This is a genomic window from Parabacteroides sp. AF19-14 (assembly GCF_003635485.1).
Lineage (GTDB): Bacteria > Bacteroidota > Bacteroidia > Bacteroidales > Tannerellaceae > Parabacteroides > Parabacteroides distasonis.
In genome coordinates, this window is record NZ_QTMJ01000007.1 from 46,034 (window position 1) to 68,509 (window position 22,476).

The 22,476-nt window shown below is 44.9% G+C and carries 11 protein-coding genes; all 11 read left to right on the top strand.

What is annotated here, in order from left to right:
- The first annotated feature begins 171 nt into the window (after positions 1 to 171).
- The 11 genes from DWX33_RS09045 to DWX33_RS09100 all read left to right on the top strand — a co-directional run bounded on the left by DWX33_RS09045 (position 172) and on the right by DWX33_RS09100 (position 22,270).
- Positions 172 to 1,002 carry a family 16 glycosylhydrolase gene (locus DWX33_RS09045; protein WP_005863654.1) on the top strand — a complete coding sequence of 277 codons (831 nt, stop codon included), beginning with the start codon at positions 172 to 174 and terminating at the stop codon, positions 1,000 to 1,002.
- Positions 1,003 to 1,093: 91 nt separating this feature from the next.
- Positions 1,094 to 3,952 (top strand): triple tyrosine motif-containing protein, encoded by a 2,859-nt coding sequence (locus DWX33_RS09050; protein WP_122380232.1) that lies wholly within the window; start codon positions 1,094 to 1,096, stop codon positions 3,950 to 3,952.
- Between the two features lie 334 nt (positions 3,953 to 4,286).
- A complete protein-coding gene (locus DWX33_RS09055) occupies positions 4,287 to 7,328 on the top strand; it encodes a TonB-dependent receptor (protein WP_057326768.1) in 3,042 nt (1,013 codons plus the stop codon).
- A gap of 24 nt (positions 7,329 to 7,352) precedes the next feature.
- Positions 7,353 to 8,849, top strand: coding sequence for a RagB/SusD family nutrient uptake outer membrane protein (locus DWX33_RS09060; protein ID WP_122380233.1), 1,497 nt, complete (start codon positions 7,353 to 7,355; stop codon positions 8,847 to 8,849).
- A 114-nt stretch (positions 8,850 to 8,963) separates the two neighbouring features.
- Positions 8,964 to 11,129: a glucoamylase family protein gene (locus DWX33_RS09065; protein ID WP_122380234.1), complete on the top strand. Its 2,166-nt coding sequence runs from the start codon at positions 8,964 to 8,966 to the stop codon at positions 11,127 to 11,129.
- A 140-nt stretch (positions 11,130 to 11,269) separates the two neighbouring features.
- A complete protein-coding gene (locus DWX33_RS09070; RefSeq protein WP_005860287.1) occupies positions 11,270 to 13,426 on the top strand; it encodes a family 43 glycosylhydrolase in 2,157 nt (718 codons plus the stop codon).
- Between the two features lie 9 nt (positions 13,427 to 13,435).
- Positions 13,436 to 14,830 (top strand): glucoamylase family protein, encoded by a 1,395-nt coding sequence (locus tag DWX33_RS09075; protein WP_008777708.1) that lies wholly within the window; start codon positions 13,436 to 13,438, stop codon positions 14,828 to 14,830.
- A gap of 12 nt (positions 14,831 to 14,842) precedes the next feature.
- Positions 14,843 to 17,098 (top strand): beta-glucosidase BglX, encoded by a 2,256-nt coding sequence (gene bglX, locus DWX33_RS09080; RefSeq protein WP_122380235.1) that lies wholly within the window; start codon positions 14,843 to 14,845, stop codon positions 17,096 to 17,098.
- 14 nt (positions 17,099 to 17,112) lie between these two features.
- Positions 17,113 to 19,389 carry a beta-glucosidase BglX gene (gene bglX / locus DWX33_RS09085; protein WP_122380236.1) on the top strand — a complete coding sequence of 759 codons (2,277 nt, stop codon included), beginning with the start codon at positions 17,113 to 17,115 and terminating at the stop codon, positions 19,387 to 19,389.
- 18 nt (positions 19,390 to 19,407) lie between these two features.
- Positions 19,408 to 21,201, top strand: a complete 1,794-nt coding sequence (locus DWX33_RS09090) for a family 43 glycosylhydrolase (RefSeq protein ID WP_122380237.1) — start codon at positions 19,408 to 19,410, stop codon at positions 21,199 to 21,201.
- A 271-nt stretch (positions 21,202 to 21,472) separates the two neighbouring features.
- Positions 21,473 to 22,270, top strand: a complete 798-nt coding sequence (locus tag DWX33_RS09100; RefSeq protein WP_008777709.1) for a prolyl oligopeptidase family serine peptidase — start codon at positions 21,473 to 21,475, stop codon at positions 22,268 to 22,270.
- Positions 22,271 to 22,476: the final 206 nt, after the last annotated feature.

The window sequence follows — 22,476 nt, forward strand, 5'->3', positions numbered from 1 at the left end:
ATGGGGTAGTACTTACTTTGGCCATGAAGTATATCTTCTCTGCCACTTGAAGTATATCTCCTGTGGTATTTGCAGTATAATTGCGGGGATAACCTTGCGATGTGTTTTTTATCTACACTTTTATTTATTTTTTATACATTTGTGGAAATTCTGATTTAAATCTATATTGTTATGTCACGTTCATTTCTTTTGTTTAGTTTTATCCTATATCGTGTTTTCTTGAGCAGTCTGGCGAATGCTAGTGATGTCGATTTGTCTGCACCCATGGATAAAGGCGGGTGGAAATTGATATGGAGTGAGGAGTTTGACTATACGGGATTTCCTGATTCTACGAAATGGTCTTATGATACGGAAGGTAATGTATATCAATGGGGAAATAACGAGGCTCAATATTATACATCCGGCAGAAAGGAGAACGCTTGGGTCTCGGATGGGGTGTTGAGGATTACGGCCTTGAAAGAACCGATGGAAGGTCGTTCATATACATCGGCTCGCCTGATTACGAAAGGAAAAGGGGATTGGTTGTACGGACGTTTTGAGATTCGGGCGAAACTCCCGACTGGACGAGGGACATGGCCGGCCATCTGGATGCTTCCAACGGATTGGGAATACGGGGATTGGCCAAAAAGCGGGGAAATAGATATTATGGAAAATGTGGGCTATGATCCCGACACGATCGTAGGTTCTTCGCATACGGAAAAATATAATCATGCGATCGGAACTCAAAAAAATGCTAAAATTGCGTGTCCGGATTGTTATAAAGCGTTTCACGTGTACGCCTTGGAATGGGAGGAAGATGAGTACCGGCTTTATGTAGATGATCAATTATACTTTACATTTAAGAACGAGGGGACAGGCTATGAGGTTTGGCCTTACGATAAACGCTTTCATATCTTGCTGAATCTGGCGATCGGTGGGAATTGGGGAGGCCAAAAGGGTATTGATGATTCTCTTTTTCCACATGTGTTCGAGATTGATTATGTGAGAGTTTATAAGAAGTAGGGTGTAACGTGATGTTTTTTTATTTACTTTTGTGGTACATAACATTCTGTACTATATAGTGAAGGAGATACTTAAGAGGACGTTGGTTCGTATGTTGATTTGTTGCGTTATTGCCTTGTTATTTTGTATAACGGGGAATGCGAAGGTACCCTATATTCCTAAAATCATCAATTATTCCGTAAGCGATTACAAAGCGGGAAACCAGAATTGGGCCGTCTCCCAAGGTCCGGGAGGAAAGATGTATATTGGGAATAACCGGGGGCTTTTGGTTTTTGACGGTATTCACTGGGATCTTGTGAAATTACCGAATAATCTAGGTGTCCGTGCTTTGTATATATCGAAGGACGGACGTATTTATGTCGGCTCTTTCGAGGAGTTCGGGTATTTTGAGATGGATGATGAGAATGATCTGATTTATCATTCACTCAGTTCGTCTGAGATGAACGTCTATCTGAATAATGATGAGTTCTGGACGATTAATGAATATAAGGGTGAGATTTATTTTCAATCATTCCGGAGCTTTTTTATTTATGACGGGGAAAAAGTAAGAAAAGGTGTATCCGACCTGTCTCCATTGTATATTTTCACATTAGACGATCATCTATACGTTCAGTTTATGGAGGGAGGAAGCTTTTGTCGAATGGATGACGGCCAGTTTACAGAGTTACTATCGAAAAAGGTTTTGGAGGATGATGTGGTTTCGGTCTTGCCATTTGATCATCAGCTATTATTGGTCTCGGCTCGTAGTGGATGTTTTATCTATGATGAGGTGCGTAAAAAATTGTCTGTGTGGAATACACCAGCCAATGAGATATTAAAGGAAGGGATCGCAAACCGGGGAGTCATGATGAAAGATTCTACATTTATTGTGGGTACGATTTCTAATGGGGTTGTAGCGATTAATAAGCAGGGGGAAACTTTGTGGCATATCAACAGGGAGAATGGCTTGATTAATAATACGGTATTGAGAGTATTTGCTGATAATTCGGATAATTTATGGGTTACATTGGATAATGGTATCGCGCAGATACATGTGAATTCTCCGATCTATTTTTATGAACCGCTTGAGGCCCAGATTGGTATGGTGCATGATATGGTGATAGAGAAGGGTATTGTTTATTTAGCTACGAACCAAGGTCTTTATGCGTTATCTGAGAATGATAGTTATCCAACCTTGATTCCCGGTACTCAAGAACAGACATGGTATATCTCCGATGTCGGAAATCAACTGATTGCCGGACATAATACAGGTACCTTACAGCTAGAGGGCCGAAAAGCTACTCAGATACCGGGGCCCAATGGAGGGGGTACCGCATTACGTAAGACAATTATCCATGGAAAGGAAGTTTTACTCCAGATGTCTTACCGTCCACTCAGTGTTTTCACCCGGGATATGGTTACTAATCGTTGGAAATTTAGCCATAATGTAGAAGGATTCTCTAATTTGATCAAATCGTTTGAGGTTGACCCTACCGGCAATATATGGGCTAGCCATATGTATAAAGGTATCTATCGTCTTCGCTTGAATGAGGATTTGAGGAGTGTGAAAGAGATGGAGTATATCGGAAAACTGGAGGAAGGTAATGAGAGTGGTACGATTAATGTAATGAAATTACGCGGACGTATTGTTTTCTCGGATGGGAGTAAGTTTTATACTTATGAGGATTTGACTGGAAAGATCGTTCCTTATGATTTGTTGAATGAGGATTTTCCCGAGTTAAGCGATACCTATCGAGTTGTTTCCTTGAATAATGATTTATATTGGTTTATCCGGAATTCGGAATATGTATTGTTAGGATATGAGTCCGGGCGATTCCAGTTAAAACAGCGTATTCCTTTTACTTTGTTTGATAATCCGACCATAGAGGATAGGGGAAATATTTATGTGGCTTCCGACGGGACGTCTTATTTTTGTCTAAACGGGGGGATCGCTCGTTATGACAGATACCGGAATTATGTGGATACGACTCGAGTTCCATTGAGTTTGTCGCAGGTAAGGGCCTATAATCGGCACGAAAATGAGTTCGCTCCGCTCCCTTGCAAGGGAGCGGACGCACCGGTTTCCGGTGCGTCCGTATTGAGTTATAGCTATAATACGATTCTTTTTAAGTTTTCGTATCCGGATTTTACGGGGCGCCGTTTCCTGATCTATTATAAATTGGACGGATTTGATAATGAATGGATAGAAGGCACCAGTAATTTTCAACGGACTTATTCTAATTTACCCTATGGTAATTTTGTGTTACATGCGGTTGTGAAAGACGATCGAGGAAAAGAGCTATCTTCTTTGTCTTATCCATTCAAGATCGAACGTCCATTTTATAGCTCTTGGTGGGCTCTGATCATCTATTTTGCTTTGTTTTTATGTATACTGGTCGTATTAGTGAGAATGTATACAATGTGGATTGTCATGCGTGAGAAGAAAGTTAACGAGGAGCAAAAGAGATTGCAAGAAGAGCAATTGAGGGCGCAAGAGCAATTAATTGTCAAGCTAGAGAATGAAAAATTAGAAGATGACCTTACTTATAAGAGTAAGGAATTAGCCAGCGCTACTTTGTCTGTTATCTCTCATAATGATTTCCTTGAAGGTCTAAAAAAGGAAATACAAGCTCAACAATTATCAGGAAGTTATACGAAACGATTCTTCGATAAACTAATCCGGATGATCGAAGAGAATATATCAGGTGAGGATGAATGGGCCATTTTCCAGACTAATTTCGATCGTATCCACGAAAAGTTCTTTACGAATCTAAAAGAGCGGTATCCCGATTTGACTCCGGGCGATTTACGATTATGCGCTTTATTACGTTTGAATATGCCAACTAAGGATATGGCTCGTATGCAAAATCTTTCCGTACGTGGTATCGAGGCGGCGCGCTATCGATTGCGTAAAAAACTAAATCTACCGGAGGGGCAAAGCTTGGTAGATTTCATGATCCAGTTCCACTAAGAAATTTCATAGTTATGAATGAAAAATATCATAACTATGAAATAAGAAAATCATAACTATGAGTTTTCCTTGTCATTTTTGTGTTCCCATATTTAGTGAGATGTGTTTAATAACATATAATGTTCTCCTTTTGAATTAACAAATGTATTATAACTGAAAATAAGATAATTAATATGTATTGCAGTAGTATAAAAGTAGTAATTTTCTGCTTGCGCAAGGCTTGCAGTAGTGTTGAAGTATACAAAAATTTGCCCTTTTTTAGGTTTGGGTGTTCATTTGCTTCAAATTTAATAATGAGTGTAAAAACAAATGTTCAACTTTAAAACTAGAATGAATGAAAGCTAAATTAATGCTTTGTTTATGCCTGTTACTTGCCGCGACAACAATGTTTGCGCAGAATCTGACAGTTACTGGTGTGGTAACTGAAAAGGCCACAGGATACCCGGCTATCGGGGTGAGTGTTTTGGTTAAGGGTACGACTAACGGTACCATAACCTCTATGGATGGAGACTATACTTTGAGTAATGTTCCCAAGAATGCGACTTTAGTATTTAGTTATGTAGGTATGACTACACAAGAAGTTCCGGTTAACGGACAGACTGTAGTAAATGTTCTTATGAGTGAGGATACGCAAAACTTGGAAGAGGTTGTCGTTATCGGTTATGGTACGAGTAAGGCTAAGGATTTGACAGCTCCAATTGCCGTGATCAAGGCTGATGAGATTACGAAACATGCGACATCATCTCCGATGAGTGCTTTGCAAGGAAAAGTGCCGGGTGTGCAGATTACGAATAGTGGCCAGCCAGGTTCCGGTCCTTCCGTACGTATTCGTGGTATCGGTTCTATGAATACGGATAGCCAACCTTTGTATGTTGTAGATGGAATGTTCTTTGATAATATTGATTTCTTGAATAATAGTGATATTCAAGATTTGTCTATTTTGAAAGATGCTTCTGCCGCTTCTATTTATGGTGTACGTGCGGCGAATGGCGTAGTCTTGGTTACGACAAAGAAAGGTGCGTTGAATCGTCCTGCTACGGTTACTTATGATGGTTATGTTGGCTTTCAAAAGGCTACGAATGTATTGAAAATGGCTAATAGTGAGCAATATGCGACTATGATCAGTGAGATGGGTAATGAAACCTTACAGGCTGTTGTAAATAACGCTAAAAATGTTTGGGGAACACTTCCGAATACAAACTGGTATGATGAGATCTTACATACAGCTTTAACTCACAACCATTCTTTAGACATTTCTGGAGGTACTGAAAAAGCTACTTATTCTGTGGGTACCTCTTATTTGTATCAAGATGGTATCTTGGATTCTAAAAATGATTACTCTCGTTTCAATTTGCGTACGAAAGCGGATTATAAGGCTTTTGATTGGTTGAAAGTAGGGGCTAACGTTGTTTTGAGCAACTCTACGCAAAACTTGCCAAACGGCGAGGTTTGGTTAGCAGCTTTCCGTACACCGGGTATTATTCCTGTATATGATGAAAATAGCTCCTTGAATCCGTATCCTACGAAATATGGTTCTCCTGCCCAAATCGGTTTGAGTGAGTATTACTACAATCCGGTCGCTCAAGCGGAGTATTATGATTCTAAAAATTCAATGTTGCGCGTAATGCCTTCTTTCTATGCGCAATTCGACTTCTTGCCGGAGAATAAGTTATTCTTTAAAACGGCTTATAGCCAAGATATCAATGTTATTCAGACAAGAGCTTATACTCCTGAATATTTGGTTGGTGGAACTCAGTTGAATTCGACTCCCCTTTTGAATAAGAAGAATGATATTTATCACAGTTGGATTTTAGATAATACATTGACCTATACAGATACGTTCGGTGATCATGGTTTAACCGCGATGTTGGGTCAATCCGTACGTGAAGAGAACTGGCGTAACCTATGGGGAGAAGCTACAGGTGTTCCGGGCGGACACGAGGAATATTACTATTTGAATCAAGGTAATGCGGATGGACGTAAAACTGGCGATGACGGTACGACTTATCGTGGTGTTTCTTGGTTCGGTCGTGTATCTTATGATTATAAAGGCAAATATTTATTGTCTGCTACAATGCGTGCCGATGGTTCTTCCAAATACCAAGAGAAATGGGGTTATTTCCCTTCTGTAGGTGCTGCTTGGAATATTTCAGAAGAAGGATTCATGAAAGATCAGAAATGGGTTGATTATCTGAAATTACGTGCGAGCTGGGGTAAGTTAGGTAACGATAAGGTTGCGGCTAGTGATGGTTTCGCTTCCATTACGCAAGATATGGGTACCTCTGGTATATTTGGAGGAAGCGCTGTTCCTGGTTATACGAACTTGGTTTATTTTAGTTGGTTAGGTTGGGAAGTCGTGAATGAGACGAACGTCGGTTTAGATTTTCGTACGTTGAATAGCCGTTTGACAATAGAGGCAGACTGGTATTATCGTTTGACTCAAAATGCCGTGATCGATGCTCCTCTGCCAATGGGTGCCGGTAACTTATTAGGTAACAGAGGTGAGATTTTGAATACAGGTGTTGAGTTGTCTTTTAACTGGGCAGATAAGATCGGTAAAGATTTCTCTTACTACATTGGAGCAAACTTGACAACCTTGCACAATGAGGTAAAAGATTTGAATGGTTTATCTTATTTATATGGTGGTTCTGCGGAGTTCCGTACGATTTCTCAAGTTGGTGGTGAGTTGAATGCTTACTATGGATATGATATTGAGGGTGTTTATCAGAATGCCGCAGAGGTCGCTGCTGATCCGATTGCTGTAGCAAATGGTTTGGAGCCCGGAGATTTCAAGTATGTTGACCAAAATAAGGATGGTAAGATTGATAATAAAGACCGTGTAACATTGGGTTCTTATATCCCGAACTTCAATTACGGTATCAACTTAGGATTCTCTTACAAGAATTTCGATTTCTCTATGGTTATGCAAGGTGTAGCTGGAAACCAGATCGTAAACCGTAAACGTGGTGACCGCCGTTGGCACTCTGAATTGAACTATGACTTAGATCAGTTCGAGAATCGTTGGACAGGTGAGGGCTCTACTAACGAATATATGTCTGCGAAAGGTTCTGTAAAACCTTGGAATATCTCTAACTTTAACTCATTCTATGTAGAAGATGGTTCTTATTTCCGTATTCAGAATGTACAAGTTGCTTATACATTCCCGAAGAAAGACTTTGGAAAATTCAAGATGCCGAGCATTCGTTTGAGCTTGACTGCTGATCGTCCTTTGACTGTTTTCAAGGCAAACAGCTTCAGCCCAGAGTTGGGTAGTAAGAACGAGAAAGGTGAGATAGCATCTTCTTCTTATGGATTTGATGAGCGTGTATATCCTTTAGCATCTTCTTATACGTTAGGTCTTCGTATTATTTATTAATCTTTAAATGCTAATCAGAAGTATATGAAAAATATATTAAAAAAACAGATTTTATGGGCTATCCCTTTAGCCTTTTCATTGCTGACATCCAGTTGTAGTGATTACTTGGATAAGCTTCCAGAGAATACTGTAGAGGTAGAGGGTATTGATTATACGAATAAATCGAATATGTATATGCCTGTTTCCGGTGTATATGCGACCGCTCGTGGTTATCTGGGGTCTTGGTCCTCGTATGGATGTATCATAGTTCGCGGTGACGATGTGAATAAAGGAGGATCTCCTACGGACCAGATTGAGTATGAGTATGCTAGTAAATTCCAGTATGATCGTTTGACTACTTTCTGGGCATTAAGTGGCCTTTGGGGAAACTGCTATTATGTTGTCTCTACTTCTAATTCAGCATTGGAGTCTTTAGAGAATTATGCTAAACATTTGACGAGTGAGTCAGACAAGCAATTAAACGCTCAATATGCTGCTGAAGTTCGCTTTTTCCGAGCATATGCTTATTTCCAGTTGGTAAATTTATTTGGCGATGTGCCTCTTTTGTTAGACAATCAAGAACTGAATGTATTCAAGAATACGAAAGAGGATGTAAAGAAGTACATTTATGACGAGTTGGATTATTGTATAGCAAACTTACCGGCTATTCGTCCGAATGAGTCTGAGCATCCGGGAGCGGTTACAAAATATACCGCTGAGATGTTGAAAGCGAAACAGAAGATGTATGATAATGAATGGGATGAGGTATTGGCCTTGACCGAGGATATCGTCAATAGCGGAAAGTTTGAGTTGTATAATGACTTCTATGAGTTGTTTAAGATTCCGGGAAAATTGTGTAATGAGTCTTTGCTAGAGTATCAATTTACTGACTTTGGAAATGGAAGTGGTGATATCGTTTCTTCTGACAACTGGTTTGCGTTCCAAGGTCCTCGTGGAGAGGCTCCTATCTCTGGATGGGCATTTATTGAGCCGACTGAGAAAATCCGTAATTTATTCTCTAAACGTGGTGAAGCGGTTCGTGCGGAAACAACGTTCCTCATGACGGATGCCACTACTCGTGACGGTGATTATATTCCTGTCGCTCAACCGGGTGAACCGACTGCTTATAATGGAAAGGCTTATACACCGGCTAATCAAATGACTCCGGGACGTACTGGATATGGCGATAATAATAATATCCGTGTATTCCGTTATGCTGATGTGTTGTTAATGAACGCTGAGGCTAAAGTTCGTAAGGGACAAAATGGAGACGCTCCATTAAACTTGGTTCGCAAACGTGCTGGTTTAGCTCCGATTGCAAATGCGACTTTGGATCAAATTCTGGAAGAGCGTCAAGTTGAGTTGGCATTGGAATGGGGCGAACGTTTCTTCGATTTAGTCCGTACGGACAGAGCCACTCAAGAACTTCCGGGTTTTGTGAAAGGAGAAAGCGAATATTATCCGATACCACAGGATCAAATTGACTTGAATCCTAACTTAGAAGCTGAGCCTGTGCCTTTTGAGCCGGAAGTAACAGAGTAATATAAGTTTCTCATTATTTACTAGACCTTTGTAGTTTGGCAAGGCGGTGTCAACCCGTTTGGCACCGCCTATTTTATCTCAAATCATATCTTTATTTATATAAATATCAGCATCATGAAACACATCGCATTACTAACTACTCTCTTATTATCCGCCAGCTTGCAAGCGGTGGAGAAACCTTACGACTATGTTTTCTTCGAGAATAGCTTGATGAAAGGGGATTACTTTTATTCTCAAGCGAAATATACCTCACCTTCTTGGATTAAAAATGCGAGACATCATCTTCCAGTTGCCGGCTCTGTCGCTTTTACTCCCGGCAATTCCTTGGAGCTTACCTATGTATCCGCTCCCGGTGGAGATTGGTATAGCGAGATACAATATTGCCCGGTCCGTGGCAATGACTTCTTTCGTGAGCCCTCTACGCTCTCTTTACAAATACAACTGAGAGAGAGCATGAATGCTGCCGCTCTTCCCAATATCGCTATTCGTTATGCGGACAGCACGTATACCCAATACCTAAACCTGAGAAATTATCTGAAAGATACACGTCCCGGCGTATGGCATTCCGTATCCATTCCTTTGAAGGATTTCGGATTAAACGCCGTGAACGATACGAACATCAAGAAATTAGCGGCTGTAGCCCTTCGTCCCGGTACGGCCGATGGAAACGAATATACGATTTATCTGGATGATATAGAGCTTTTGCCGGCTTCCCTTCCGTCGGTAAGTACCTTAAACGCTCCGGTCTTGCAGGAAGCTAAGGCTTATGAGCGTCATATCGATATCAAATGGATTCCTCAATCAAAGGAGGATATAAAATACTATCGCATTTACCGTTCTTTCGACGGGATCACTTACCAGCCGGTCGCTGTCCGCCGCCCTTGGATGAATCGTTATACCGATTTCTTGGGAGAGGTTGGTAAAAAGGCTTATTATAAGGTGACGGCCGTGGATTATGCGCTGAATGAATCCAATGATTCCCAGACAGTCTCGGCCACTACCTATCCAATGACGGACGAGCAATTGCTGGATATGGTACAGGAAGCGAACTTCCGTTACTATTGGGAGGGAGCGGAGCCAAACAGCGGTCTTGCCCGTGAGAATATTCCCGGACGGAATGATATGATCGCTACCGGGGCTTCCGGCTTCGGTATCATGGCGATCGTGGCGGGTATCGAACGGGGATTTATCACCCGGGAAGAGGGCGTACAGCGTTTCTTGAAAATCACTTCTTTCTTGGAGAAAGCGGATAAATTCCATGGGGCGGTCTCTCACTTTATCGATGGGACAACCGGGAAGACGGTTGCTTTTTTCGGCCCGAAAGATAATGGAGGTGATTTGGTGGAGACCTCTTTCTTATTCCAAGGGCTGTTAACGGCTCGTCAATATTTCAACCAAGAGAATGACAAGGAGAAACAAATCCGTAAGAGCATCGATAATCTATGGAAAAACGTGGAATGGAGCTGGTATAAGCAATTTAAGGACAGCCCATATCTATATTGGCACTGGTCTCCAGATCAGGCGTGGGTGATCAATCATAAATTGATCGGCTGGAATGAGACCATGATTACCTATATGTTGGCTATCATGGGGCCGAAATACGGAATCTCTCCGGAGATGTATTATAGCGGCTGGGCCAGCCAAGAGGAGTATGCGCAGGAATACCGTGCCGGTTGGGGGTGTGTAGAAGATGGTAAGATGTATACGAATGGTAATACCTATTATGGGGAGAACTTAAAAGTCGGTGTCTCCAAGGGCGGTCCTCTTTTCTTTATCCATTACTCCTATCTTGGGTTGGATCCGCATAAGTTCACGGATAAGTACACGAATTATTTCGAGAACAACCAGAAAATGGCAAAGATCAATCAACGGTATTGTATCGAGAACCAAGGGGGGTATGTAGGTTATGGAGAAGATTGTTGGGGATTGACCGCTAGCGATTTCGCTTGGAACTATCAAGCTCAGGAGCCGATGCCGCACCGGGATAACGGAACGATGGCACCTACGGGCGCTCTGGCTTCTTTCCCTTATACGCCGGACGCTTCCATGAAAGCCTTGCGGAATTATTATCGTAACTACGGCTGCTTCTTATGGGGTGAGTACGGTTTCCGGGATGCTTTCAACTTGACTGTAAATTGGGTATCTCCCTTATTTATGGGATTGAATCAAGCGCCTGTAACGGTTATGATCGAGAATTACCGTACGAATCTGTTGTGGAACCTTTTCATGAGCCATCCGGATGTCCAGAAAGGTATCCAAAAGATTCAATCCATAAAATAATAATGCGACAAAAAACAACAATAACTTATCTTGAACATAATATGCTGGCATGTAATAGAATAAATAGGGCTATCGCTTCTTGGAAAAAACATGTACGTGTTTTCTCGGAAACATGTACGTCTTTTTCGGAAAACACGTACATGTTTTTCCGGAAAGACGTAGGAGTTTCTAGCGCTTCCTTAAAAGCCTACAATAAGTGTATGCTCGTATCGCTCCTTGCCTCTTTCTTCGCGGTCTCTACCGTAAACGCTCAAGTAAACGAGCGGGGAGATTCCGTGATCGTGATCAAGGGGCAGGTAAGCGATTACTATATTACCGTATCCCCAGAGCATTTTCTGGAAGGTACGATTACCGGACCGGACGGCAAGCCCTTGGAAGGCGCTACGGTGATGTTCACGGCTAGCCCGGTTCATTATACCACCGATGCGACAGGCTATTATAAGATACAAGCAAGCCGCTACGATCATGAGTTATTCGTGTATTATCCGGGGATGAAGTACGCTTATCGCACGTTTGGCGATAACGATACGAAAATAGATATCCGGATGGAAGCGGATCCTCGTGATGTACGGGTAAAAGCTCCTCAGCAAGCTACCCGCTGGTTCGACGCTACGGCCGATCATCCCTCTACCTATTGCAACCCGATGAATTTGAGCTACTGCTTCCGGGCGAATCTGCCGGATTTGGTGAAGAATGGCTCTTTCCGCTCTACGGCTGATCCGATGATGGTCATGTATAAAGGGGAATATTTCCTTTTCGCCACGAATCAAGCCGGATTCTATTATTCCAAGGACTTGAGTAATTGGGAGTTTGTATTCGCCGGTTTCCAACGTTATCCGGAAGATGACGACTTGTGCGCTCCGGCCGCTTTCGTAAGTGGAGATACCTTGTTCTATACCGGTTCTACCTATGCGGGATTGCCTATTTGGTATAGTACGAACCCGAAAAGCGGAAAGTTCAAGCGGTATGTGGAGAAAACGGCTCTTCCTAGTTGGGACCCGGCATTTTTGCTGGATGATGACGGACGTTTGTATATGTACTATGGTTCAAGTAATGAGTTTGCTTTGAAGGGAGTGGAATTGGATCGCCGTGATTTCCACCCGATCAGCAAGATCCAAGAGATCATGATGCTGCGCCCGGAAGAACACGGATGGGAACGTTTCGGGATGAACAATGACGATAGTACGACTTTAGCGCCTTTTACGGAAGGAGCTTTCGTGACCAAGCATAACGGTAAATATTATTTCCAATACGGTGCGCCGGGAACGGAGTTCAAGGTCTATGCGGATGGTGTCTATGTATCCGACAAGCCGATGGGCCCGTTCACCTACCAGAAACATAACCCGATGAGCTATAAGCCGGGAGGTTTCGTACAAGGTGCCGGTCATGGTGGTACTTTCGAGGATGCGTATGGCAATTACTGGCATGTGGCTACTTGCATGCTTTCTTTGAAATATAAGTTTGAGCGTCGTATTGGTTTGTACCCTACGGCATTCGATAAGGATGGCGTGATGTATTCGAACACCGCTTTCGGGGACTATCCTTTGCTTACGCCGAAAGGGAAGGTCGATGATATCGCGAATACGTTTTCCGGTTGGATGTTGCTATCGTATGGAAAACCGGTGATGGCCTCTTCCATGGATAGTACGTTAGTACCAGAGAATGTAACGGATGAGAGCATGCGTACTTTCTGGTCCGCCCGCTCGGGAGAGCCGGGTGAATGGCTCCAGATCTCTTTAGAGGGATTGAAAGAGGTACGTGCGATCCAGTTGAACTATTACGAGCATAGAGCCGTACAGCATAATAAGGCGATGGACTTGTATCATCAATATCGTATTTATCATTCTATAGATGGACAAAATTGGGAATTGGTAGTCGATAAGAGCGATAACGACAAGGACGTTCCGCACGACTATATCGAGTTGCGTGAGCCTTTGAAAACCCGTTATTTGAAAATAGTGAACGAACATGTGCCTTCGGGCAACTTCGCTATGTCTGGATTTCGTATTTTTGGAAATGGTTTGGGAGAAGCTCCCGCCGCCGTTAAGAACTTAAAGGTGGAACGCTCAAAAGCGGATAAGCGGAATGCGATGATCACTTGGGAGCCGGTAAAAGAGGCGTACGCTTACAATATCTATTATGGTATAGCGCCGGATAAATTGTACAACAGTATCACGGTACTAGGAGATACGATGTACGATTTCAGGGGCTTGGATAAGGATACGGACTATTATTTCTCGATCGAGGCATTGGGAGAGAGCGGCCGTTCACCGATGAGTAAAGTATTGAGACGATAACTATTTTAAATGTATATATCTATGAATACCTATTTCCGTACAGGCGTTGTTACCCTGTTGCTTGGCTTTTCGTTGACCGCTTGTCATGAGGCCAAGAAAAGTGACACATCCGCAGAGTCTACGCCCAATGAGCGTAAGTTGGATTTTCAGTCGGATGATGAATTCTTGACCTATATACAAAAGGCTCACTTTAATTATATGTGGGAAGGTGCGGAGCCTACCTCCGGACTGGCCTGTGAGCGTATCCATACGGATGGCGTGTATCCTGAGAACGATGCTGATATCGTGACCACCGGAGGTAGTGGTTTTGGCATCGCCGGGCTGTTGGTAGGTATTGAGCGTGGCTTTATCACCCGTGAGGAAGGTGTGGCCCGTTTTCATCAAATCGCTGATTACTTGGCGAAGGCCGATCGTTTCCACGGGGTCTGGCCTCACTGGATGCATGGACCTACGGGTAAGGTAAAGCCTTTCGGCCAGAAGGATAACGGAGGCGATTTGGTAGAGAGCGCTTTCTTAATGCAAGGTCTCTTATGCGTACGCCAATATTTCAAGGACGGTAATGCGAGCGAGAAAGCGTTGGCCGCGAAGATTGACCAGCTATGGCGTGAGATGGAATGGACATGGTATTTGAACGGGCAGGATGTATTGTATTGGCATTGGAGCCCGAATTACGCATGGGAGATGAATTTTCCTTTGGAAGGTTACAATGAATGTCTGATTACTTATATTTTGGCGGCGTCTTCGCCTACGTATCCGATCCCGGCTTCCGCTTATCATAACGGATGGGCTCGTAAAGGAGGGATCAAGAGCGATGCGGTCGCTTACGATTTACCTTTGATCTTGAAACATAATTATGCCGAGGAGTACGGCGGTCCGTTGTTCTGGGCACATTATTCTTATATCGGCCTATGTCCGGTCGGCTTATCGGATCGATACGCTAACTACTGGGACTTGAACCGGAATCACGTATTGATCGATTACCGTTATTGCGCGGAAAATCCGAAGGGCTTCAAGGGATATAGCGACGCTTGCTGGGGATTGACCGCCAGCTATTCCGTGAAAGGCTATAACGCGCATATGCCCTCCAACGATCATGGGGTAATTACGCCGACAGCCGCCTTGAGCAGTTATCCGTATACACCGGAGGAATCCTCGAAGGCATTGAAGCATTTCTATTTCAATCTGGGAGATAGCATCTGGGGTAAGTATGGTTTTTACGACGCTTTCAGTGAAGGCGAGAATTGGTATCCGCGTCGTTATCTGGCGATAGACCAATGTACGATCACCCCGATGATCGAGAATTACCGTACGGGCCTTCTGTGGCGTTTGTTTATGAGCTGTCCGGAAATCCAGGACGGTTTGAAGAAATTGGGTTTCACGATCCATAATGCGAGAGAATCTTAATATTTAAATAACATGAGAAAGATTATATTATCATTCGCCGCTTGTTTGGCACTTGCGGCATACGGACAAAAGCCCGTTCAAGATACGAGAGCGATGGATACGTTTATCGATCAGTTGATGGGTAAAATGACTTTGGATGAGAAGATCGGACAGCTGAACTTGTCCGGTGGGGGTGTTCCCGGCATCTTGAGTGGCTCGGAAGGTGCGGACGAGACGATTCGTCGGGGCTGGCTGGGTGCTACGGGAGGCTCGGAGCTGGAGACGTTCCGTAAATTGCAGGAGATAGCGGTTAAGGAATCTCGCTTAGGAATTCCGCTTTTGTTCGGACTGGATGTGATTCATGGATATCATACGATCTTCCCGATCCCATTGGCTTTGTCTTGTAGCTGGGATACGACGTTGATCGAGCAAAGTGCCCGTATCGCCGCTATCGAGGCCAGCTCAAACGGTGTGACATGGACGTATTCCCCGATGGTGGATATCGCCCGTGACGCTCGTTGGGGACGTATCGCCGAGGGTAGTGGAGAGGACCCTTGGTGGGGTGGAAAGATCGCCGCCGCCATGGTGAGAGGTTATCAAGGAGATGACTTGACGAAAGAGAACACGATCTTGTCTTGCTTGAAGCACTTTGCCTTGTATGGCGCTTCCGAGGCCGGTCGTGATTATAATACGGTGGATATGAGCCGTATCAAGATGTTTAATGAGTATTTCCCGCCTTATAAAGCGGCTGTAGAGGCTGGTTGTGCCACGGTTATGTCTTCCTTTAATTTGGTGGAGGCGATTCCGGCTACGGGTAACCGTTGGTTGTTGACCGATTTGCTTCGTGATCAATGGGGATTCAATGGGTTTGTCGTTTCCGATTATAATTCGATCGGCGAGATGACCAATCATGGTCTGGGTGATACGCAGACCGTATCGGCCTTGGCTTTGCATGCCGGCTTGGATATGGATATGATGACGAACGGCTATATCACGACCTTGAAGAAGTCGCTGGAAGAGGGCCGTGTGTCTCAAGCGGATATCGATCAGGCTTGCCGCCGTGTATTGGAGGCGAAATATAAATTGGGCTTGTTCGAGGACCCTTATCGCTACTTGGACGCAGATCGTGCGAAAAAGAATACATTCACGGATGAGCATATGAATACGGCTCGCCATATCGCCGGTAAATCCATTGTCTTGTTGAAGAATGACAAGGGTTTGTTGCCTTTGCGAAAGACAGGGACGATCGCCGTGGTAGGCCCGTTGGCGGATAAGAAGGTTGAGTTGTTCGGGACATGGTGTGGTATCGATACGGCGAAGTCGGCTTCCGTAGTGCAGGCCGTGAAGGAAATGGTTGGCAATAAGGCCCGTGTGATCTTCGCCAAGGGATGTAATTTGACGAACGAGCCGATGTTGGCGAAAGCCAGTGGCTTGAAGGTTGATCCGGTGGAGAATACCCGTTTGGTGAAGGAAGCGGTTGAGCAAGTGAAAGATGCGGATCGTATCATCGCTGTAATGGGTGAGCCGAATAACTGGTCCGGAGAGGCTTGCAGCCGTGCGGATATTAGTTTGCCGGAGAGCCAGAAAGAGCTGTTGAGAGCTTTGTTGGAGACCGGTAAACCGGTGGTGTTGGTCTTGGCGAACGGCCGTCCGTTGACCTTGGAGTGGGAGGATAGCCAATTCTCCGCGATCGTTGAGGCTTGGCATGGAGGTTCCGCCGCAGCTCGCGGATTGGTGGACGTATTGTTCGGCGACGTGAATCCTTCCGGTAAATTGACGACTACATTCCCTCGTAGCGTAGGCCAGATTCCTTTGTATTACAATGCTAAGAAAACAGGCCGCCCAATGAATCCGGATGATCATTTCACTTCTAAATATCTGGATATCACGAACGATCCTTTGTATCCGTTTGGCTATGGCTTGAGTTATACGACTTTCTCTTACGGTGATCTTCAGCTGGATAAGACGAGTGTGCAAGGAGAGAACGGTGTATTGACCGCCAGCGTACAGGTGACGAATACGGGCAAGCTAGAGGGCGAGGAAGTCGTACAGTTATATATCGGCGATCCGGCTGCCAGCATCTCCCGTCCGATGAAAGAGTTGAAGAACTTCCAGAAGATCTCCTTGAAACCGGGTGAGAGCCGAAAAGTCTCTTTTATGATTACGCCGGAAGACTTGAAATTTTATAACAGCGCATTGGAATACATCTGGGAACCGGGCTTATTCAATATTTACGTAGGTACGAACTCCCGGGACGTGAAATCGGCGCAGGTAACTTGGAACAAATAATACAGATACGAATAATGAAAAGGTTAACGACTTTTATCGCTGGTGCGGCCGTTGCCGCTACCTTAGGTGGATGCCAGCAACCCGCTGTAAGTGGCTGGAAAAGCTTCAGCGGCGACAAAAATATTGAACGCCGTGTAGATTCTGTGCTCCAATTAATGACCTTGGAGGAAAAGGTGGGGCAGATGGCCCAATACTCCTGTAACTGGGATGTGACCGGCCCGGTTATGACGGGGGATTATGAGACTTTGCTGAAACAAGGTCTTGTAGGAAGCTTGTTTAATGTATATACGGTAGATGGCGTACGTAAAATGCAAGAGATGGCTCTGTCCGAGAGCCGTTTGAAGATACCCGTATTGTTTGGTTATGATGTCGTGCACGGCTATCGTACGATTTTCCCGATGCCGTTGGCGGAATCCTGCTCTTGGGATTTGGAGCGGATGCGTAAAAGTGCGGCGATTGCGGCGGATGAGGCGAGCGCTTCCGGTATCGCTTGGACGTTCGCCCCGATGGTGGATATCTCCCGGGATGCCCGTTGGGGACGTGTAATGGAAGGTGCCGGTGAGGACCCGTATTTGGGAAGTCTGATTGCGAAGGCCCGTGTCGAGGGTTTCCAAGGAGGAAACGATTGGCGTTCGTTGGCTGACGTAAATACGGTCTTGGCTTGTTGCAAGCACTTTGCTGCTTATGGGGCCGCTGAGGCCGGACGTGATTATAATACGTCCGAGTTGTCGCAAAATACGTTGATGAATTATTATATGCCGCCTTATTTGGCGGCTAAGGAAGCGGGAGTCGCTACGTTTATGGCCTCCTTCAATGAGATCAACGGAGTGCCCAGCACGGGTAATAAATGGTTGATGACCGACCTGTTACGTAAGGACTGGGGCTTCAATGGTTTCGTGGTTACCGATTATACCGGTATCAATGAGATGGTAGCCCATAGTATCGTGCGAAATGATAAGGAGGCGGGAGAACTGGCCGCGAACGCTGGCATCGATATGGATATGACAGGGGGTATTTATAGTCAACATCTTGTACAATCCGTGAAAGAGGGTAAAGTCTCGGAAGAGAATATCGACCGTACCGTGGCGAGCATCTTGGAAATGAAGTTCCTCTTGGGTTTGTTCGATGATCCATATCGTTACTTGGACAATGAGCGTGAGAAGAATACGATCATGAAGCCGGAGTTCTTGCAAGAAGCTCGTGAGACTTCCGCTCGCTCGATCGTCCTTTTGAAGAATGATAATAACTTCTTCCCGATCTCGAAGGATAAGAATATTACGGTAGCCTTGATCGGCCCGATGGTAAAAGATAAGATCAACCAGAATGGCGAGTGGGCCGGCCGGGGTGAGCGTGAGGAGAGTATCTCTTTGTTCGAGGGTCTGACCGAGAAATATGCCGGTACGAACGTGAAGTTCATTTATGCCGAGGGATGTGATCTCTTGACTGATGATTCATCTAAATTCGCTGAGGCGATCGCTACGGCTCGCCGTGCGGATATCGTATTGGCGGCTATGGGCGAGGATTTCAACTGGAGTGGTGAGGCGGCTTGCCGTACGGACTTGAAATTGCCGGGCGCTCAACAAGCCTTGTTGAAAGAATTGAAAAAGACGGGTAAACCTCTTGGTTTGATCTTGGTGAACGGACGTCCTTTGGATCTTTCTTGGGAGGATCAGCATGTCGACGGTATCTTGGAGGCTTGGTATCTGGGTACGATGGCGGGTCATGGTATGGCTGATGTGATCAGTGGCGATTATAATCCGTCCGCTCGCCTGACGATGTCTTTCCCTCGTACGGTAGGTCAATTGCCTCTGTATTACAATCAGAAACCGACAGGCCGCCCGGTTCCTCCGGAAGCTCCGGATACGGATTATAAATCCAGATATATGGATGTGCCTAACACACCGTTGTATCCGTTCGGTTATGGCTTGAGCTATACGACTTTCGCCGTGAACTCTATGAAGCTGGATCAGAACTCTTTCACGAAAGGGGGCAAGATCACGGTAACGGCTGAGGTAGAGAATACGGGTAAGGTGGATGGCGAGACGGTCGTCCAGATGTATATCCGCGACTTGGCGGGTAGCGTGACCCGTCCGGTTAAAGAGCTGAAAGGTTTCGAGAAGGTGACTTTGAAAGCGGGCGAGAAGAAGCAAGTCTCTTTCACGATTGACGAAGCTTTGCTGGCTTTCTATGGTATCGATATGCAGAAGAAAGCCGAGCCGGGTGATTTCACGGTTTGGGTAGGCTTGAATTCTGCCGACGAGGCGAATCAGTCTTCTTTCTCTCTGCGGTAAAAATTAATACATATCAACATGAAACTATTATCAAAATATATCTTTTCGGCTCTGTTCTTGGCTGCTTCCGGAGGTTCCGCCACCGCTCAATCCATGCGGGCGAATACGTATTGTAATCCGCTTAATGTGGATTATACGTATATGATTTATAACTCATCGAACAACCTGTCTTACCGTTCGGGCGCGGACCCCGCTGTCGTAGAATTCCGGGGCGAGTATTATATGTTCGTAACCCGTTCGCATGGCTATTGGCATTCGAAAGATTTGTTGAACTGGGATTTTATCACTCCCGGTAAAAACTGGTATCCTCAGGGTTCCAACGCTCCCGCCGCTCATAATTATAAGGATTCCGTGCTTTATGTGATGGGTGATCCGTCCGGCTCCATGAGCGTTCTTTATACCGATGATCCGAAATCGGGTAATTGGAACGCTACTCCTGCTATACTCCACGACCTACAAGACCCGGATTTATTCATCGATGATGACGGGCAAGCTTATTTATTCTGGGGTTCTTCCAATGTTTATCCGCTTCGGGGCAAGAAACTGAATAAGGATGACCGTTTCTTGATCGAGGGTGAGACGGTCGAGCTTTTCGGCTTGGATATGCCGAAGCATGGCTGGGAACGTTTTGGCGAGAACCATACCGATACGGTATTGGGGGGCTATATGGAAGGTGCTTGGCTGACCAAGCACGACGGTAAATATTATATGCAGTATGCCGCCCCCGGTACGGAATTCAACGTATATGCCGATGGTGTTTATGTGGCGGACTCCCCATTAGGTCCGTATAAATACCAATCGCATAACCCGGTAAGCTATAAGCCCGGTGGTTTCATGAATGGTGCCGGACACGGAAGTACCTTGGTGGGGCCGGGAGGTAATTATTGGCATTTCGCATCTATGTCTCTCTCGGCTACGGTGAATTGGGAGCGTCGCCTCTGCATGTATCCTACTTTCTTCGATAAGGAGGGCATTATGTATTGTGATAATAACTTCGGTGATTATCCGCATTACGCTCCCGCCGAGCCGGGAAAGAAAGGTGAGTTTACGGGGTGGATGTTGCTTTCTTATAAAAAGCCGGTGAAAGCTTCCTCGTATGCGGAGGGTTCCGCTCCCGCCGCGCAAGGATTCACGGAATCGAACCGTCCCAAGACTTCCGCCAATTTCCTTCCGGCCAACTTGACGGATGAGGAATGTAAGACATTCTGGATGGCTCGCACGAATGGAGATACCGAATGGGTAGAGATCGATCTGGAGGTTCCCGCTACGGTGTATGCTGTGCAAGTGAATTATCACGATCATCAATCGAATATGTATGGACGTATTCCCGGTTTACGCCACCGTTATGCGGTGGAAGGCTCTTTGGACGGGCAGGATTGGGTAACGTTGGTGGATCGCCGGAATAATTATAAGGATGTCCCGAATGACTACGTACAAGTGGATAATCCGGCTCGTGTCCGTTATGTCCGTTATAAGAACATAGAGGTCCCGACGCCTCATCTGGCGATCTCGGACTTGCGTGTGTTCGGTATCGGTGAGGGCAAGAAACCTGCGACGGTGAAGAACTTCAAGGTCGTTCGCCAAGCGGATCGCCGTGACGCTATGATCACTTGGGACGCTGTCAAAAACAGCCAAGGCTACAACATCCGTTGGGGCATCGCTCCCGATAAACTATACAATTCATGGCTCCTATACGGAAAGAATGAATTACTTTTAAAGAGTCTGTCCACCGACCAGCCTTATTATTTCACCATCGAGGCTTTCAACGAGAACGGTGTATCAGAAGCGACAAAAATACAGGAAGCCCAATAATCTTCCGGTATCATTTTCAAATGTATTTTGTAGAGATAGGACAATCTGTCTCTACAAAATACATACAATATTCGATTATTTACTTACTAACGGGTATTTATCTGGATTTGCTATGATAGACAAGCTCAAATCTACATCTAAAGCATCCCAACGAATCCGCTCACGTCCTAATAGTTGGTTTAATCTTGATATTATACAACGCCTTAACAGACTATTTAATTATATTTGCGGAAGTTATCGATCTAGGTAGATAGTATTTACATTTGAATATATGATTATGAAAACACTTAGAAGTATCTTTTTTCTGTCTCTTTGCCTTCTTCTCTCCGTTGCTGGATATGCTGGTGATAAGGCTAGTTTTTTGAAAAAGCAGTTTACGGCTCGTGATGGTTATCAATTGAATTATCGGGTTCTGTATCCCCGAGATTATAATCCGGCGCAGAAATACCCGGTAATCCTGTTCCTGCACGGAGCGGGCGAACGAGGGTCGGATAATGAGGCCCAATTAGTACATGGTGGCGATATGTTCGCTTCTTTCGAGAATCAAACCAAATATCCGGCTATCATTATAGCGCCTCAATGCCCGGCCGAGAAGACTTGGTCTGAATATAAGGGATTGAACGCCGGAAAAGAAGGAAAGCGTTTCTATCCGTTGAATGCTCCGGCCACACAATCGATGGCCGCCGTCAAGGAATTATTGGATAGTTATATAGCGGAAGGTAAGGTCGATACGAAACGCATTTACGTAACCGGCCTATCAATGGGAGGTATGGGTACGTTCGATATCGTGATGCGTTACCCGAACCTGTTTGCCGCTGCCGCCCCGATTTGCGGTGGAGCGAATTTGCAACGTCTGGCGAACTTCAAGGGCAAGACGGCTTTCAGTATTTATCATGGCGGCTCCGACAGCGTAGTCGATGTACAATTCTCCCGTGACGCTAATGAGGCATTGAAGAAAGCAGGAGCTGATGTCCGTTATAAGGAATTTCCCGGTGTAGACCATAACAGTTGGGATAACGCTTTCGCCGAACCGGATTATCTGGCTTGGATGTTCCAGCATAGCTTGTAAAAACAGAGGTATCATCTCCAGATTTTTTACTTACTAGACATTATTTATCCTTTATAGGTTAGATATCCGGAAAAAAAAGTATATTTGCAGTGATCAACATTTTAAAACCAGAAAGCAGAGTAGAATACCTGCTTCTATTCGGTTGCAGGCATTTTTTTGCCTGTAACCGATCCGATATGACGGTTCCGTACCCCCGTGGAGTGCAT

What these genes read in the sequence shown, in the direction of transcription:
- DWX33_RS09045 (WP_005863654.1), top strand. Translation starts at nt 172, where the DNA reads ATGTCACGTTCATTTCTTTTGTTTAGTTTTATCCTATATCGTGTTTTC.
- DWX33_RS09050 (WP_122380232.1), top strand. Translation starts at nt 1,094, where the DNA reads ATGTTGATTTGTTGCGTTATTGCCTTGTTATTTTGTATAACGGGGAAT.
- DWX33_RS09055 (WP_057326768.1), top strand. Translation starts at nt 4,287, where the DNA reads ATGAAAGCTAAATTAATGCTTTGTTTATGCCTGTTACTTGCCGCGACA.
- DWX33_RS09060 (WP_122380233.1), top strand. Translation starts at nt 7,353, where the DNA reads ATGAAAAATATATTAAAAAAACAGATTTTATGGGCTATCCCTTTAGCC.
- DWX33_RS09065 (WP_122380234.1), top strand. Translation starts at nt 8,964, where the DNA reads ATGAAACACATCGCATTACTAACTACTCTCTTATTATCCGCCAGCTTG.
- DWX33_RS09070 (WP_005860287.1), top strand. Translation starts at nt 11,270, where the DNA reads ATGTTTTTCCGGAAAGACGTAGGAGTTTCTAGCGCTTCCTTAAAAGCC.
- DWX33_RS09075 (WP_008777708.1), top strand. Translation starts at nt 13,436, where the DNA reads ATGTATATATCTATGAATACCTATTTCCGTACAGGCGTTGTTACCCTG.
- bglX (WP_122380235.1), top strand. Translation starts at nt 14,843, where the DNA reads ATGAGAAAGATTATATTATCATTCGCCGCTTGTTTGGCACTTGCGGCA.
- bglX (WP_122380236.1), top strand. Translation starts at nt 17,113, where the DNA reads ATGAAAAGGTTAACGACTTTTATCGCTGGTGCGGCCGTTGCCGCTACC.
- DWX33_RS09090 (WP_122380237.1), top strand. Translation starts at nt 19,408, where the DNA reads ATGAAACTATTATCAAAATATATCTTTTCGGCTCTGTTCTTGGCTGCT.
- DWX33_RS09100 (WP_008777709.1), top strand. Translation starts at nt 21,473, where the DNA reads ATGATTATGAAAACACTTAGAAGTATCTTTTTTCTGTCTCTTTGCCTT.